Source organism: Parazoarcus communis, from assembly GCF_003111645.1.
Taxonomy (GTDB): domain Bacteria; phylum Pseudomonadota; class Gammaproteobacteria; order Burkholderiales; family Rhodocyclaceae; genus Parazoarcus; species Parazoarcus communis_A.
Window position 1 is genome coordinate 3795214 of sequence record NZ_CP022187.1, and the last position, 16486, is coordinate 3811699.

General features: G+C 60.7%; 11 protein-coding genes and 1 riboswitch. Of the genes, 10 read left to right on the forward strand and 1 reads right to left on the reverse strand.

The annotated features are described in order from the left end of the window. From CEW83_RS17300 to metH, 8 genes are all read left to right on the forward strand, one after another. Positions 1-2166 carry a hypothetical protein gene (locus CEW83_RS17300; RefSeq protein ID WP_108950454.1) on the forward strand — a complete coding sequence of 722 codons (2166 nt, stop codon included), beginning with the start codon at positions 1-3 and terminating at the stop codon, positions 2164-2166. Continuing rightward, the gene (locus tag CEW83_RS17305) at positions 2163-3644 is read left to right on the forward strand and encodes a hypothetical protein (RefSeq protein ID WP_234418885.1); all 1482 of its coding nucleotides are present in this window, start codon (positions 2163-2165) and stop codon (positions 3642-3644) included. Before CEW83_RS17300 ends, CEW83_RS17305 begins: the two co-directional genes overlap by 4 nt. A 743-nt stretch (positions 3645-4387) precedes the next feature. Continuing rightward, positions 4388-5029 carry a hypothetical protein gene (locus CEW83_RS17310; protein ID WP_108950455.1) on the forward strand — a complete coding sequence of 214 codons (642 nt, stop codon included), beginning with the start codon at positions 4388-4390 and terminating at the stop codon, positions 5027-5029. A gap of 74 nt (positions 5030-5103) precedes the next feature. Next, positions 5104-6414, forward strand: coding sequence for a hypothetical protein (locus tag CEW83_RS17315; protein WP_108950456.1), 1311 nt, complete (start codon positions 5104-5106; stop codon positions 6412-6414). Continuing rightward, on the forward strand, positions 6411-7799 hold the full coding sequence (locus tag CEW83_RS17320; protein WP_108950457.1) for a hypothetical protein: 1389 nt from the start codon (positions 6411-6413) through the stop codon (positions 7797-7799). Before CEW83_RS17315 ends, CEW83_RS17320 begins: the two co-directional genes overlap by 4 nt. Next, a complete protein-coding gene (locus CEW83_RS21130) occupies positions 7796-9184 on the forward strand; it encodes a hypothetical protein (protein WP_159099485.1) in 1389 nt (462 codons plus the stop codon). The genes CEW83_RS17320 and CEW83_RS21130 overlap by 4 nt, the downstream gene beginning before the upstream one ends. A gap of 16 nt (positions 9185-9200) precedes the next feature. After that, positions 9201-9467, forward strand: coding sequence for a PAAR domain-containing protein (locus tag CEW83_RS17335; RefSeq protein WP_108950460.1), 267 nt, complete (start codon positions 9201-9203; stop codon positions 9465-9467). A gap of 44 nt (positions 9468-9511) precedes the next feature. Next, positions 9512-9584: riboswitch (S-adenosyl-L-homocysteine riboswitch) on the forward strand. Between the two features lie 77 nt (positions 9585-9661). After that, positions 9662-13348 carry a methionine synthase gene (metH, locus tag CEW83_RS17340; RefSeq protein ID WP_108950461.1) on the forward strand — a complete coding sequence of 1229 codons (3687 nt, stop codon included), beginning with the start codon at positions 9662-9664 and terminating at the stop codon, positions 13346-13348. Between the two features lie 183 nt (positions 13349-13531). Here the strand turns inward: metH and CEW83_RS17345 are convergent, their stop codons facing one another. After that, positions 13532-14557 carry an integron integrase gene (locus CEW83_RS17345; RefSeq protein WP_108950462.1) on the reverse strand — a complete coding sequence of 342 codons (1026 nt, stop codon included), beginning with the start codon at positions 14555-14557 and terminating at the stop codon, positions 13532-13534. A 125-nt stretch (positions 14558-14682) separates the two neighbouring features. Here CEW83_RS17345 and CEW83_RS21135 point away from each other — a divergent pair, with 125 nt between their 5' ends. After that, entirely contained in the window at positions 14683-15138 is a 456-nt protein-coding gene (locus CEW83_RS21135; protein ID WP_159099486.1) for a hypothetical protein, read from the forward strand. 95 nt (positions 15139-15233) lie between these two features. Continuing rightward, positions 15234-16466, forward strand: coding sequence for a TIR domain-containing protein (locus CEW83_RS17355; RefSeq protein ID WP_108950464.1), 1233 nt, complete (start codon positions 15234-15236; stop codon positions 16464-16466). The last annotated feature ends 20 nt before the right edge of the window (positions 16467-16486 follow it).

The following is a 16486-nucleotide window of genomic DNA, read 5'->3' on the forward strand; positions in this document are numbered from 1 at the left end:
ATGAGTTTCCATCCACCCACATCAGTCCTGTCCGATACCCGCTTCCCGCTTTGCATTGGTGAGTGCATCACACTGCCTGACCAATCGGTCCGTGAGTTTCTGACGCAGTTGCCGCTGCCGGGTGTTGTCATCTTCGTTCACGGTGTGAACTCCGATGGCGAGTGGTTTGACGCTGCGGAAGAGGGGCTGTGCAAGGGGCTTAACAACCGTCTTGCGCGAAACAGCGCGCAGATGAAATACGACGGGGTTGAGGCTGGGGAACTCACGCCGGTGCGCTACGCCGAGGAACTCATGCCCGATGGTTTCCTGGATCCCGAAGTGAATGACAAGACATTCATCGCTCCCGAACCACACTACTCCCCGGTCATCCGTTTCCGGTGGGGCTACAAGGCCGACATGGAATCGGTCAAGGAATGGGGCGACAAGGTCTGGCTCAACGAGCATGACTACTGGGGCGGCGGGCCGTTTGCCAACGGCTGCACTTCGCTCGCCGACCTGTGGAGCGAGGGGCTGTACGACCGGCTTTTCTTCTGGATCACGGCGCAACACCTCAATCCGGTGCCGGGGCGCGATGCCTATAGCTGTCCGCATCGTGCCTACTACGTGCATGCAGCATTGCGTCTGACCAAGCTCATCGCCTCGATCCGCAGAAAGCAACCGGATTGCCCGGTCACGGTGGTCTGCCACAGCCAGGGCAACATGATCGGCATGGCGGCGGCGTTTCTGGGTGAATCGACGGGGGCGGTGGCTGACACCTACGTGCTGGCCAACCCTCCTTACAGTCTCGAAGCATTCAACGGGCTCGACGACTGGAGTCAGCGCTACACTCGCAACGCCAAGGGGGAGTCCGGACGCCAGACCGGCAACGCACGCGTCCAGACACTCAAGTCCTTCTTCGATATCATCCGCAGCCGTCAGACCTGCAAGCAGTCACCCGAGACCATCGATCGGTCCATGGCCAACGAGACACCTCAGGACGGTAGCGCGGGCTTCACCGCCGAGACGGACCTCGCCTGCTATGGGCTGAACGGCAATACCTACGGTCGGGTTACCCTCTACTGCAACCCCCACGACCAGGTCATCTCGGCGAGTACCGTCAAAGGCATCGGCTGGCTGGGGTTGAGCAGTGAACAGATTGCGCAGACCGGCGGAGCCGGCGTGTTCAGCCAGCGGGTGTTTGCACAGGGTTGGCAGGTGGGTGAGCTGGGCACCTACGACTATTGGGGACATCGAAAGGAGCTCAACGCCGAACGCAACGCGTCCGGTGCCGGGTTCTGGTTTCCCGCCTCCAAGACCGCCCGCTACTCCGTTGAATCCGGGCTTAGATCAAGCCAGAGCGTGGCCGGCAAAGTCGGCACCGTGGCGGGTGCCCCACTGGCATGGCTTGTAACCAGCATGGCAGACGCGCCCATCAATGCCGATCCACCCCGTCCATGGACAATCCCCGTAGAAGCGCCCCCGCTGCCGGAACCATTCATCCCACAATCGCGGCGTTACGGTGAGGACTCGGATGCCTTTGACGAAGAACACGATCCCGAAGCTGCTGCACGCAATTCATCCAAGGCGCCCCTCAGTCCGGACGACCCTTACGATCGCTTCTCTGCGCCTCTCGACGAAAACGGACAGGCGAAGGTAGTGCCCCGTGGGTCCGAGCAGACCGAAGCCGAGTTGCGCTACGCGCACCGTGCCCGACTGCGCATGGACGCCAGGCGAGAGGGCCAGGCTAGATCCGATGGCTACGTGCCCGGTGAGGCCAATCCCGCCGCTGGCCAATCGAATGAGGTGTCAGACGACTATCGCAAGTGGCGCTCCGAAAAGATCAGTCAGTTCCTGACGGAAACAATTGATCAGAACGCCACCGATCACTCCACCACCATGACTCACCCGATGCATGCGGAGAAGGCGCTGGCCTATGACTTGGCGGTGGGGGTGTGTCGGCTGGTCAACAATGACTGGATGGAGCTTCGTATTGAGGCCGACTGGCGCTACGCGTCAACGCTGAAGCGCGGTCATGCGAGTTACGAACTATCTGAGTATTTTCTCGATGGCAGTATGAACGGAGACTCGATTGAGCGATGGGCAGAGCAGGGTGAGGCCCGGAGATCTGAAAAGATTATCGATGAACGTGCTCACTCGAGATATGACCCATTGGAGTCACGCAGATGATGGGCATGAAGCTGGCTCAGCCGATGAAAAGGATCGCGCTGAGTCTTATAGTTTTCATTTCTTGCCTTGTTCTAGTCACTTGGGGCGCGCAACACATTGAGCTCAATTACGGAACGGTTTCTTTCTCTCAATATTCTGCATTGGAGATTCTTGTGCGCCTGCTTACGATTCCTGTACTCGTTGCAACCACGTTCTTTTACCTGGCCGGCTGTTCGACCAATGGGCCGACGGCGCCGGCGGCCATGCATGAGAGCGCTGAAGCGGCAGTGCAACCATTTCGCGCTCAGGTCGTAGGCGTTCAATGGATGAACCCTCTGGTTCGCCGTGACTATCCCACCGAATGGCAGTTGCTCTGGACTTTAAGTTTGGCGTCACCGAACAAGGGTGACTACAAGATCCAAACCAAGCCCCAGAAATTCACCTCTGTTCAACCCGTCGCTTCAATCGTGTCAAACATCTTTAAGGATAAGACTATTGAAGATTTCTTTTTCTCCTATATAGACGGGATCTTTCGCCCGTTCAGAAATCGATATGCGAGTAATCCAAATTACTTTTATACCGTCCAGCCAAAGTCACAGAAGCTGTGGAGAGAGTTGGCGGGCATTCATGTCGAAATTGCCTTGCCAGACCGGCCCGACCTGAACGCTGAGGCAGCAAAGGAGATTGTTCAGAAGGCCATCATTTCCCAGTTCGGAATCGGCGGGCGACCCACGATATCCAGTCGAAGTACGCCTCCCGATGTTCGGATCACGGCAGGAAACGCAAACGCGGGTTTCACGTCCCTCTCTGCTGCGCTCGACTATCTTGAGTCGCATCCGACCGAGTCGGTGTGGGCAATGAACTGGGATGCGCCCGAATTCCCGCTCGACGAGCGCATGAGCGAGAACTTCACGCTACTGATCCTCGCCGGCCCGAACTTCGACACCGAGCGCGAGCCTCTCGCCTGGATCGGCCGCCCCGCAACACGCAACGCGAAGGACTTCGAAGTCCAGTCCGGTCAGCCCCGACTGGTACAGGCGTGGCGGGCAGCAATCGACGAGGCCGCCTACAACGCCGGCCGGCCACTGACCGATGTCGGCTACCTGATCCACGATGCAGGCATGGCGAGCGACGCCGCCGGCAAGCGGCTCGCAACCCTGGGTCAGGCGCTGGGCGAGCCGCTGCCCGAATTCGACATCCTCAAACAAGGCTTCAACAACACTGCGCTGATGGGAAATACCGGTGCCGGCACGGCTCTGACCAATGTCGCGCTGGCCATCGCCTACGCACATCACAAGGGCACGCCGGTGCTGGTGGCCGGCACTGCCGAGCCAGATACGGCTGCGGCTGTCGTTGTAACGCCCCCCGCCCGCGCCCGTGTGTTCGACCCCTCCAAAGACTGGTTCCGTGCGCGGGGTGAGCGCAACGCCTATCTGCCGTGGTGGGGGCTGAGGCGGGATGTGGACTGGTCGCTCTATATGCAGGGGTTTTCGGAATGACTGTGAGAGAGGCCATCCATCAAGCGGCAGGTGAAGTTGTCCGGGGCCGCGACCTGGTGAGGCGATGGGGGCTTTCGTTTGTGTTGACCGGCGTAACGTCTCTGTTAGTCACGGGGTGTTCGTTCGGCGGACCGAAACCGGTTGCCGCGGCGACTGCAGGCTCTTCGGTGCCTGACCACCCCTTTCGTGCCCAGGTTGTGGGCGTTCAGTGGATGAATCCGCTTGTGTGGAACGATTACTCAACACATTGGAACTTGCTTTGGACCTTAGGCTTGGCATCATCAAATATCGGTGACGTTCAAGTGAAAGCAAACCCACAGAAATATCGGACAGTTCAACCTGTCGTTTCGATTGTCTCAAATATTGGTGGCAGGAAGAGCTTCCGCAGTGTCTTTCTGCAATATACCGAGGAGATTGTTCGTCCCTTTCGCAACCGGTACGCCAGTAACGCGACCTATTTCTATACGGTTCAGCCCGAGTCCCCGAAGAAATGGCGGGAGTTGGCGGGCATTCATGTCGAGCTAGGTCTGCCAGACCGTCAAGACCTCAAGCCGAAGGACGCGGAGGGGGTCGTGCGGGACGTCATTATTTCTCTCTTCAGTATTGGTGGCGCGCCGTCCGTTTCCAGTCGCAACACTCCGCCCGAAGTCCGCGTTTCATCAGGCGGGCCTAATGTGGGTTTCACTACGCTTGACGCAGCGCTCACCTACCTTGCGTCTCATCCCAATGAGAGCGTTTGGGCGATGAACTGGGATGTCCCCGAACTCCCGCTCGACGAGCGCATGAGCGAGAACTTCGCACTATTGATCCTCGCCGGCCCGAACTACGACACCGAGCGCGAGCCCCTTGCCTGGATCGGCCGCCCCGCAACACGCAACGCGAAGGACTTCGAAGTCCAGTCCGGTCAGCCCCGACTGGTACAGGCGTGGCGGGCAGCAATCGACGAGGCCGCCAGCAACGCCGGTCGGCCACTCACCGATGTCGGCTACCTGATCCACGATGCAGGCAAGGCGAGCGACGCCGCCGGCAAGCGAATCGCAACCCTGGGTCAGGCGCTGGGCGAACCGTTGCCCGAATTCGACATCCTCAAACAAGGCTTCAACAACACCGCGTTGATGGGAGATACCGGTGCTGGCACCGCACTGACCAATGTCGCGCTGGCCATCGCCTACGCACACCACAAGGGCACGTCGGTGCTGGTGGCCGGGACGGCGGAGGCAGATACCGCTGCGGCTGTTGTCGTCACGCCACCCGCCCGCGCTCGCGTGTTCGACCCCGCCAAAGACTGGTTCCGTGCGCGCGGTGAGCGCAATGCCTATCTGCCGTGGTGGGGGTTGAGGCGGGATGTAGATTGGTCGCGCTACAGGCAGGGGTATTCGGAATGAGTGCCGTCGCCAGAATTCATCGAACGGCGTTCGCACCCTCGGTATTGCGGGGTCGTGTGATACAGCGATTGGGAATGCTTGCGACCATCTGCGTTGCGCTTCTTAGTCTCGCCGCCTGCTCTACGAACGCTACGAAGGCCTCGGGAAGCACTCTTGAAAGTGTTGATGCGGCAACGCAACCATTTCGCGCTCAGGTCGTCGGTGTTCAGTGGATGAATCCGCTGGTGTGGAACGACTACCCAACGCAGTGGAATTTGCTTTGGACCCTAGGCGTGGCGTCATCAAATAAAAATGATGTTCAGGTGAAGGCAAACCCAGAGAAATATCGGACGGTTCAACCCGTCGCTTCAATTGTGTCAAACATCTTTAAGGATAAGACTATTGAAGATTTCTTTTTCTCCTATACAGACGGGATCTTTCGCCCGTTCAGAAATCGATATGCGAGTAATCCAAATTACTTTTACACCGTCCAGCCAAAGTCACAGAAGCAGTGGAGGGAGTTGGCGGGAATTCATGTCGAAATTGCCTTGCCAGACCGGCCCGACCTGAACGCTGAGGCAGCAAAGGAAATTGTTCAGAAGGCCATCATTTCCCAGTTCGGAATCGGCGGGCGACCCTCCATCTCCAGCCGCAGTACTCCGCCCGATGTTCGTGTCTCGGCAGGCAACTCAAACATTGGTTTTACTTCCCTTTCTGCCGCGCTCGACTATCTCCAGTCTCACCCAAGTGAAACCGTCTGGGCTATGACCTGGGATGCGCCAGAGCACCCCCGCGACGAACGCATGAGCGAAAACATTGCGATTTTGATCCTCGCAGGCCAGAACTTCGACACCGAGCGCGAGCCCCTTGCCTGGATCGGCCGCCCCGCAACGCGCAACGCGACGGACTTCGAGGTCCAGTCCGGTCAGCCCCGACTGGTACAGGCGTGGCGGGCAGCAATCGACGAGGCCGCCAGCAACGCCGGTCGGCCACTCACCGATGTCGGCTACCTGATCCACGATGCAGGCAAGGCGAGCGACGCCGCGGGCAAGCGAATCGCAACCCTGGGGCAGGCGCTGGGCGAACCGTTGCCCGAATTCGACATCCTCAAACAAGGCTTCAACAACACCGCGCTGATGGGCGACACGGGTGCCGGCACGGCGCTGACCAATGTCGCACTGGCCATCGCGTACGCACACCACAAGGGCACGCCGGTGCTGGTGGCGGGGACGACGGAGGCAGATACCGCTGCGGCTGTTGTCGTCACGCCACCCGCCCGCGCCCGCGTGTTCGATCCCGCCAAGGACTGGTTCCGCGCGCGGGGTGAGCGCAACGCCTATCTGCCGTGGTGGGGGCTGAGGCGTGATGTGGACTGGTCGCAACTTATGCAGGGGTTTTCGGAATGAGTACTGTCGAGAGGATTCGTCGGACGGTGGTCGCGCCCGCGGTGATGCGGGGGCTGGTGACGCAGCGGATGGGAATGCTTGGGGCGATCTGCGCCGTGTTTCTCGGTCTTGCCGGATGTTCGATGAACGGGCCGAAGCCCTCGGGTCTCGTGCTCGAGCGCGCTGATGCGGCAATCCAGCCCTTTCGCGCACAGGTTGTGGGCGTTCAATGGCTGAACCCACTGGTTCGTCGTGACTACCCCATCGAATGGCAGTTGCTCTGGACCTTGGGTCTGGCTTCACCGAACAAGGATGACGATATGGTGAGGACCGAGCCTGAGTCATTCACGACGGTACAACCCATTTCCTCCATTGTTTCAAATATTGGGGGCAGAAAAAGCTTCGAGCGTGTTTTTCTGCAGTATAGCCAGAGGCTTGTTCGTCCTTTTGGTGAGCGATACGTCTGGAACTCCAAGTATTTCTACACGGTCGAGCCCGAATCCTCACGTAACTGGCGGGAGTTGGCGGGCGTCCATGTTGAACTAGGTGTCCCCGATCGTCCTGACCTAGGGCTGGACGATGCCGCGGGCGTCCTGCGGTATGTGATCACAGCCTTCTTCGAGATTGGCGGATCAGCGTCACGCTCCAGTCGCAGCACCCCGCCCGATGTTCGCGTCTCGGCAGGCCACTCGAACGTAGGCTTCACATCGCTTTCCGCTGCGCTCGACTACCTTGAGTCGCATCCAGGTGAATCCGTCTGGGCAATGAACTGGGATGTGCCTGAGTACCCCGCTGCCGGGAGGATGAGCGAGAACTATGTACTACTGATTCTCGCTGGCCCGAACTTCGACACCGAACGCGAACCCCTGGCCTGGATCGGCCGTCCAGTCACGCGAAACGCGGAAGACTTCGAGATCCAAGCCGGTCAGCCCCGGTTGGTTCAAGCATGGCGGTCCGCGATGAAAGCGGCGGCGAGCAACGCCGGTCGTCCTCTCACCGAGATCGGATACCTCATTCACGATGCAGGCAAGGCGAGCGATGTTGCGGGCAAGCGGCTCGCGGCAGTGGGCCAGGCTCTGGGCGAGCCCTTGCCCGAATTCGACATCCTCAAACAAGGCTTCAACAACACCGCGCTGATGGGTGACACCGGTGCCGGCACGGCGCTAACCAACGTCGCCCTGGCCATTGCCTACGCACATCACAAAGGTACCCCGGTGCTGGTGGCGGGCACGGCGGAGAAGGACACGGCGGCAGCCGTTATCGTGACGCCACCGGCTCGCGCCCGCGCGTTCGACCCCAGCAAAGACTGGTTCCGCGCGCGGGATGAGGTCAACACCGGCCTGCCGTGGTGGGGGATGAGGCGGGATGTGGATTGGTCTCAATATATTCAGGGGTTTTCGGAATGAGTACTGTCGATAGCGTTCGTCGGACGGCGTTTGCACCCTCGGTTGTGCGGGATCTGGTGATAGAGCGGATGGGAATGCTTGCGATGATCTTCGTTGTGCTTCTCCATCTTGCCGGCTGCTCGACGCATGGGCCAAACTCTTTGCGAATGGTGCTTGAAGGTGTTCAAGCTCCTAGTCAGCCCTTCCGCGCTCAGGTTGTAGGTGTTCAATGGCTAAATCCACTGGTTTGGATGGACTACCCAATGCAGTGGAACTTGCTGTGGACGCTAGGGCTGGCGTCATCAAATGAAAATGATCTTGACGCGAAAGAAGAGCCGGAGAGGTATCAAACCGTACAGCCCATTGCGTCCATCTGGGCAGGTACTGGGGGTGAAAAAAACTTCGGGCGTCTCTTTCGGAAGTATAGCGAGAAGCTTGTTTCCACTTTTAGCTATCGGTATCTCACCAATCCCACGTATTTCTACACGATCAAGCCCGAATCCCCGCAGAACTGGCGGGAACTGGCGGGTATCCATGTTGAACTCGGTGTTCCTGATCGCCCAGACTTGGAACCGACTCCTGTCGTGAGCATCCTGCGCGAGGTCATCAAGTTGAACTTCGAGCTCGGCGGGCATTCTTCAATCTCCATGCGTAATAACCCGGCGGATGTTCGAGTTTCAGCAGGCCGCTCGAACGTAGGCTTTACATCGCTTTCCGCTGCGCTGGACTACCTCGAGTCGCATCCAGGTGAATCCGTCTGGGCGATGAACTGGGATGTGCCCGAGTTTCCGCTTGACAAGCAGATGAGCGAGAATTTCGCGCTGCTGATCCTGGCTGGCCCGAACTTCGACACCGAACGCGAGCCCCTTGCCTGGATCGGCCGTCCGGTCACGCGACGCGCGGAAGACTTCGAGATCCAGCCCGGTCAGCCCCGGTTGGTGCAAGCATGGCGGTCTGCGATGGAGGCGGCGGCCAGCAACGCCGGTCGTCCGCTCACCGAGATCGGTTACCTCATTCACGATGCAGGCAAGGCGAGCGATGTTGCGGGCAAGCGGCTCGCAACCCTGGGCCAGGCCCTGGGCGAACCCTTGCCCGAATTCGACATCCTCAAACAGGGCTTCAACAACACCGCGCTGATGGGCGACACCGGTGCCGGCACGGCGCTAACCAACGTCGCCCTGGCCATTGCCTACGCACATCACAAAGGCACGCCGGTGCTGGTGGCAGGCACGGCGGAGAAAGACACGGCGGCGGCCGTCGTCGTGACACCACCCGCCCGCGCCCGTGAGATCGACCCATCCAAAGACTGGTTCCGTGCCCGCGGTGTGGAAAACACCTATCTGCCGTGGTGGGGGCTGCGGCGTGATGTGGACTGGGGGCGATACATGCAGGGGTTCTCTGAATGAGTGGAGGTAGGCGCACATGAGAGGGGTCATCCGTTTGGGAGACCCGACCACTCACGGCGGCCGGGTGGTGAGTACTGGCGCGAGATCGGTGGTCATGGGGCGCACGGTGGCGGTGCTTGGCGACCGCTGTGTGTGTCCGCGCAAGGGGCATGGCAACTGCGTGATTGCCGAGGGAGATCCGGACGTGTTGCTGGACGGAAGGCCGGTGGCTTTTGACGGGCACCGCACAAGTTGCGGTGCGCAGTTGATGTCGACGGTGCCGGTCAGTGGGCGAGGGGACTGATTTGCGGCTCGACAGCAGCGGCAAAATCCCCGTAAAATCCGCGTCTTGCCAAGGAGCGTTGCGACCCGGAATCTAGCCGGGCCAGGCTTGGCAACTGAACAACGGCGCTCGCAAACCAATCAGCCGGGTTTGCCGCGCCGTTTATTTTTGGCCGTGCTACCCGCTGTGCATTAACCGCAGATCGAGGTAGAACCATGCAAGCCGACCGCTCCGACGAAATTCGCCAGCAACTCGCCCAACGCATCCTGATTCTGGATGGCGCCATGGGCACCATGATCCAGCAATACAAGCTGGGCGAGGCGGATTACCGCGGCACGCGCTTCCTCGACCATCCGCGCGACCTCAAGGGCAACAACGACCTGCTGGTGCTCACCCGCCCGGACGTGGTCAGCGAAATCCACCGCGCCTATCTCGATGCCGGCGCCGACATCATCGAGACCTGCTCCTTCAACGCCACCAAGGTGTCGCAGGCGGAATACGGCCTTGCCGACCTGGCCTACGAGATCAACGTCGCCAGCGCCCGCCTGGTGCGCGAACTGTGCGATGAATTTACCGCGAAGAACCCGGCCAAGCCGCGTTACTGTGCCGGCGTGCTGGGGCCGACCTCGCGCACGCTGTCAATCTCGCCCGACGTCAACGACCCCGGCTACCGCAACATCAGCTTCGACGCGCTGGTCGACGACTACTACGACGCGGCCAAAGGGCAGATGGAAGGCGGCGCCGACCTGCTGCTGATCGAGACCATCTTCGACACGCTCAACGCCAAGGCCGCGGTCTTCGCCATCGAAAAACTGTTCGACGACCTCGGCCGCCGTCTGCCGGTGATGATCTCCGGCACCATTACCGACGCCTCCGGCCGCACCCTGTCGGGCCAGACCGCCGAGGCTTTCTGGAACTCGCTCGCCCATGCGCGGCCGATTTCCTTCGGGCTGAACTGTGCGCTCGGCGCCAAGGAGTTGCGCGCCTACGTCGATGAGCTGTCCACGGTGTGCGACACCTTCGTCTCCGCCCACCCCAACGCCGGCCTGCCCAACCCGCTCGCGCCCACCGGTTACGACGAAACCCCCGAGCAGCTCGCCACCGCGGTGGTCGAGTGGGCACAGTCGGGGCTGGTGAACATCCTCGGCGGCTGCTGCGGCACCACGCCTGCGCACATCGCTGCCATTGCGCAGGCCGTGGCCAAGCTGCCGCCGCGCGTCGTGCCCGAAATCGAGAAGAAGATGCGGCTGTCGGGCCTCGAGCCCTTCAACGTCAGCGCCGACAGCCTGTTCGTGAACGTCGGCGAGCGCACCAACGTGACTGGCTCCAAGGCCTTCGCCCGCATGATCCTCGAAGGCCGCTTCGACGACGCGCTCGCGGTTGCACGCCAGCAGGTGGAGAACGGCGCCCAGATCATCGACATCAACATGGACGAAGCCATGCTCGATTCGATGGCCGCCATGGAGCGCTTCCTCAAGCTCATCGCCACCGAGCCGGACATCTCGCGCGTGCCCATCATGCTCGACTCGTCCAAGTGGGACGTGATCGAAGCTGGCCTGAAGTGCATCCAGGGCAAGGGCGTGGTCAACTCCATCTCGATGAAGGAGGGCGAGGAGAGCTTCCTGCGCCAGGCCAAGCTGGCGCGCCGTTACGGCGCCGCCGTGATCGTGATGGCCTTCGACGAGAAGGGCCAGGCCGACACCTACGCGCGCAAGATCGAGATCTGCGAACGCGCCTACAAGCTGCTCACGGGCATCGGCTTCCCGCCGGAAGACATCGTCTTCGACCCCAACATCTTCGCCATCGCCACCGGTATCGAAGAGCACGACAACTACGCGGTCGACTTCATCCAGAGCGTGGCCTGGATCAAGCAGAACCTGCCGCACGCCAAGACCTCGGGCGGCGTCTCCAACGTGTCCTTCTCCTTCCGCGGCAACGACCCGGTGCGGGAGGCCATTCACACTGTCTTCCTTTACCACGCGGTCAAAGCCGGTCTGACGATGGGCATCGTCAATGCCGGCATGCTCGGTGTGTACGACGATCTCGACCCCGCCCTGCGCGAAACGGTCGAGGACGTTGTGCTCAACCGCAAGCCCGGTGCCGGCGAGGCGCTGGTCGAGATCGCGCAGTCGGTCAAAGGTCAGATCAAGGACAAGGGGCCGGATCTCGCCTGGCGCGAGTGGGATGTCGAAAAGCGCCTGTCGCACGCGCTGGTCAAGGGCATCACCGAATTCGTCGTGGCCGACACTGAAGAAGTGCGCGCCAAGCTCGAAGCCGCCGGCAAGCCGCCGCTGGCCGTGATCGAAGGCCCGCTGATGGCCGGCATGGACGTGGTTGGCGACCTCTTCGGCGCGGGCAAGATGTTCCTGCCGCAGGTGGTGAAATCCGCCCGCGTCATGAAGCAGGCCGTCGCCCACCTCATCCCCTACATCGAAGCGGAAAAGCTGCGCACCGGCTCCACAAGCAAGGGCCGTATCGTCATCGCCACGGTGAAGGGCGATGTGCACGACATCGGCAAGAACATCGTCGGCGTGGTGCTCGGCTGCAATGGCTATGAAGTAATCGACCTCGGCGTCATGGTGCCGACCGAGAAGATCCTCAACGCCGCGCGCGAACACGGCGCGCAGGCCATCGGCCTGTCCGGCCTCATCACCCCGTCGCTGGAAGAGATGAGCCACGTCGCTGCCGAAATGCAGCGTCAAGGCTTCGACGTGCCGCTGCTCATCGGTGGCGCCACCACCAGCCGCGCCCACACTGCCATCAAGATTGCGCCGCACTATAAGCAGCCGGTGGTCTATGTGCCCGACGCCTCGCGCGCGGTCGGCGTGGTCACCGCGCTGCTGTCCGAAGGCGGTGCGGCCGAATTCAAGTCTCAGCTCGCCGCCGACTACGACAAGCTGCGCGCCCAGCACGCCAACAAGAAGGGTGTGCAACTGGTCAGCCTCGAGGCAGCGCGCGCCAACGCCTTCAACCCGCTGGCCGACGCCGCCTATGTGCCGGCCGAGCCCAACACGCTGGGCGTGGTGGCGCTCGACGTCGATCTGGCCGAACTGCGCGACTACATCGACTGGGCGCCCTTCTTCCAGACCTGGGATCTGGCGGGCAGCTTCCCGAAGATTCTCGATGACGAGATCGTGGGCGAAACCGCGCGCGAAGTGTTTGCCGACGGCCAGGCCATGCTGGAAGACATCATCGCCGGGCAGTGGGTGCAGGCGCGGGCCGTGTTCGGCCTTTTCCCCGCCAACAGCGTGGGCGACGACATCGAACTCTATGCCGACGAATCCCGCGACGCAGCAATGATGACCTGGTTCGGCCTGCGCCAGCAGCACGAACGTCCCGCCGGCAAGCCGCACTGGTGTCTGGCCGACTTTGTCGCCCCCAAGGCCAGCGGCGTGCGCGACTGGTGCGGCGCCTTCGCGGTCACGGCCGGTCTGGGGATCGAGCACAAGCTAGCCGAATTCGAGGCCGCCCACGACGACTACCGCGCCATCATGCTCAAGAGCCTGGCCGACCGTCTCGCCGAGGCCACTGCCGAATGGCTGCACGAACGTGTGCGCAAGGAATACTGGGGCTACGCCCCGGACGAAGCGCTGGACAACACCGCGCTCGTCAAGGAGCAATACCGCGGCATCCGCCCCGCGCCCGGCTACCCCGCGTGTCCGGATCACACCGTCAAGGCGGCCGTGTTCCAGCTGCTCGACGTGCCTGCCAACACCGGCATGGGGCTCACCGAGTCCATGGCCATGACCCCCGCGGCAGCCGTATCCGGCTTCTACTTCGCCCACCCCGAAAGCCACTACTTCGCGATCAGCAAGATCGGCTCCGACCAGGTCGCCGACTGGGCAAAGCGCACCGGCATGAGCCTGACGGAAGCGGAGCGCTGGCTGGCGCCGCTGCTTTGAGGTGCGAGGCCGCATCCTTGAATGGGTGCGGCCGCCGATGGCGACAAGACCGCGCGTAGCATGCCTAAGGTCTTCGGGAAGTATCCGCGAGCTTATAGTCAGCACCATACGCCAAGACAGGGTGTGACCAAGGTAGCACCCGAATGCGTGCAGGCAGCCGACTCTCCGCCGCTGCGTAGGTCGTCAGAGTTGGTCCAGCGGACTCGTCACCCCACGGCCGCCCTTGTTCAGCACATGGGTGTAGATCATCGTGGTCGAAACATCGGCGTGGCCGAGCAGTTCCTGCACCGTTCGAATGTCGTAGCCGCCTTCGAGCAAGTGTGTGGCAAATGAGTGCCTCAGGGTGTGCACGCTCACGTGGCGGGCAATGCCGGCCAAACTCACCGCTTTGCGCAAAGCGAGTTGCAGCCGCTCTTCGTAAAGATGGTGCCGCCTGCGAAGCCCCGAGCGCGGATCGACCGATAGCGTCGGCGATGGCCACACCCAGAACCACGGGCAGGATTCTGCCGCGTGCGGGTACTTCCTCGCCAGTGATTCGGACATCTCCACACCCGGTATGCCGTCCGCTCGATCCTGAGCCCATAGCAGATGCGCTCTGCGCAACTGTTCGTGCAAGGCCGCACTGCAGCGGTCGGGCAGCATCACCCCCCGATCCTTGTTTCCCTTCCCTTCACGCACGACGATCATCCTGCGTTGGAAGTCGACATCCTTTACCCGCAGGCGAAGCGCCTCCATTAAACGCATTCCGGTGCCGTACACCAAGCGGGCAAGGTCGGCGATTGGCCCTTCCATCGCCGACAGCACCAGACTCATCTCCTCGCGCGACAAAACAGTAGGCAGGCGCACTGGTGTCTTGGGTCGTTCGAACTCGGCAAGCCAGGGCAGATCGACGTTCAGTACCTGACGGTAGAGGAAGATCAGTGCAGATAAAGCCTGCTTGTGCGTCGAAACCGCAACCTTGCGCTCTACCGCCAGCCAACTCAGGAAGCGCTCCACCTCAGGCGCTCCCATCTCGCGCGGGTGGCGCAGACCGTGAAAGCGAACAAAAAAACGAACCCAATAAACATATTGCTGTTCGGTTCGATAGCTGTAATGCTTATACCGAATGCTTTCGCGAACCTGATCAAGCAAGCGAACTGCCTGTAGCGGTGGAGCCGGTGCCTCGCTTCGACTGGAGCGGGGTTTTCCTGGTTGTTTATAGCTGTTCATAAATACAGTATAGCCATGAAACGTCAATGTCATCGAACGCTTCCAGCTGCGAGGTCGGACTGGGTATACCGCAACTCACCAGATGAGTCCGCAGATCTGCGGTCTACAACACGTTAGCTAAAGCCATGAATTCGCCCGAGAAGACACCCAAGCCGGATATGACGCCTTGCCCAAAGTGCGGGGAACTTGTTGCAAAACACAATCTCGCCCGCCATTTTGCTCGCGCGCACAGCCCGGAAAAGGAATTACGATCTACGGCGAACGAAAACTTCAAGGTCGTGAACGACGCCCGGCGCATCTTCATGTCCACGTTGGTCAAGTGCACGAAATGCAAGCGCAACATTAAGCTTGTCGAAATCAAAAGCCACTTCGCCACGGCGCATCAATCTCCTGTACCTCCCGACATGCTCGCTCTTGTTGGACTTTCCGAGCCGACGAATCTCTTTAAGTCAGATCGAGAGCGAGAGGCATACTGGCGCGAAAAGTCGGGCTTCGAATCCTGTCGCGGTGAAGATTTGTTTGACCGTTCTTGTGTAATCACCGGCGGTGCCTATGGTCTCGGAAAAAACAGAAAGCACTAGCGTGCCACCGGCTAACAAATCAATGCACCGGATCGTCAAAAGCTGCGCTTTTGCCGTCCGGTGATTTCCACGTTAGCCCTCACAAAAAGGACGTCATGCCTACCTCCAAGTCGGTTCCGAAGAAGAAAGTGCCCGTCAAGGGGCCCAGCGCGGTTCCTGTGCTTCCGGAGAAGCGTACCTATCTGAAGCAGTCGGATGTCCCGGGTGCCTCACTTGACGACGCGCTAAGAATTCCTCGAGCGATCGTCGACCACTATGCGGGCAAGGCCACAGCGCCACTTTATGTAGCAAAGGCGCTAAACATCGATCCGAAGGGGCGCCAGTTAAAGCTGCTCTCGGGGGCATCAAGCGCATTCGGACTCATCGAAGGTGGCGCACAAGCGGCGAATATCTCTATCACTGAGCTAGCTCGGCGCGTTCTCCGACCCAAGGCGGAAGGTGTTGACCTTGCCGCCAAGAGAGAGGCGGTCCTCTTACCACGTGTATTTGGTGAGTTTCTTCGCAACTACGATGGGCACGCATTTCCCCGCGAAGACATCGCCTTGAACGTCCTGGAGGACCTCGGCGTCCCTCGCGACAAGGCACAGGAGGTGCTGGAGCGCATAGACAGTAGCGCGCGTATGGTCGGCTTCATTGAATCGATCAACGGAAAGTCATACGTCAGTTTGAGCGGCAACGGAGCGATCGAATCTGCACCTGCGGACGAGGCGGAAGTTGAAGACGAACCTGAGTTGCCTCCGGCCCAGCAGCCATCTCGCGAACGCAAGCCCGAACCGCTCCGGCCGACATCGATCGAACAACCGCCCGCGGTTGCGGCGACGCTGTCGCGATCAAGCGCCATGGCTTCGGCAATTGCGGAAGATGAGCGGCGCCGCAAGGTGTTCATCACTCATGGTAAGAGCCGCGAACTCGTGGATCCAATCAAACGTCTCCTGGAGTTCGGAGAGTTGGTCCCGGTCGTATCTGTAGAGCGCCAGTCAGTCTCTAAGCCCGTTCCAGAGAAAGTCATGGACGACATGCGCGCCTGTGGCGCCGCAATCATCCACGTCGACGCGGATCGCACCGTAACCGATCAAGACGGGACTGAGCACGTGCTTTTGAATCCCAACGTGCTAATCGAGATCGGTGCAGCAATGGCGTTCTACGGGCGTCGGTTCATCCTACTGGTTCGAGATGGAGTCAAGCTTCCGTCTAACCTTCAAGGTCTATACGAGGTTCGATACACCAACGACACGCTGGATGCGCACGCGACGATTCGACTGCTTGAAGCTATAAAGGACATCAAGAACTATTCCCTTCCCACGGAACAGAGCGCCAGTGAGGGCTAACCCCTCGCTCAACCGGACCC

Coding starts and splice junctions, on each gene's coding strand:
- CEW83_RS17300 (WP_108950454.1), top strand. CDS start 1: ATGAGTTTCCATCCACCCACATCAGTCCTGTCCGATACCCGCTTCCCG.
- CEW83_RS17305 (WP_234418885.1), top strand. CDS start 2,163: ATGATGGGCATGAAGCTGGCTCAGCCGATGAAAAGGATCGCGCTGAGT.
- CEW83_RS17310 (WP_108950455.1), top strand. CDS start 4,388: ATGAACTGGGATGTCCCCGAACTCCCGCTCGACGAGCGCATGAGCGAG.
- CEW83_RS17315 (WP_108950456.1), top strand. CDS start 5,104: ATGCTTGCGACCATCTGCGTTGCGCTTCTTAGTCTCGCCGCCTGCTCT.
- CEW83_RS17320 (WP_108950457.1), top strand. CDS start 6,411: ATGAGTACTGTCGAGAGGATTCGTCGGACGGTGGTCGCGCCCGCGGTG.
- CEW83_RS21130 (WP_159099485.1), top strand. CDS start 7,796: ATGAGTACTGTCGATAGCGTTCGTCGGACGGCGTTTGCACCCTCGGTT.
- CEW83_RS17335 (WP_108950460.1), top strand. CDS start 9,201: ATGAGAGGGGTCATCCGTTTGGGAGACCCGACCACTCACGGCGGCCGG.
- metH (WP_108950461.1), top strand. CDS start 9,662: ATGCAAGCCGACCGCTCCGACGAAATTCGCCAGCAACTCGCCCAACGC.
- CEW83_RS17345 (WP_108950462.1), bottom strand. CDS start 14,557: ATGAACAGCTATAAACAACCAGGAAAACCCCGCTCCAGTCGAAGCGAG.
- CEW83_RS21135 (WP_159099486.1), top strand. CDS start 14,683: ATGAATTCGCCCGAGAAGACACCCAAGCCGGATATGACGCCTTGCCCA.
- CEW83_RS17355 (WP_108950464.1), top strand. CDS start 15,234: ATGCCTACCTCCAAGTCGGTTCCGAAGAAGAAAGTGCCCGTCAAGGGG.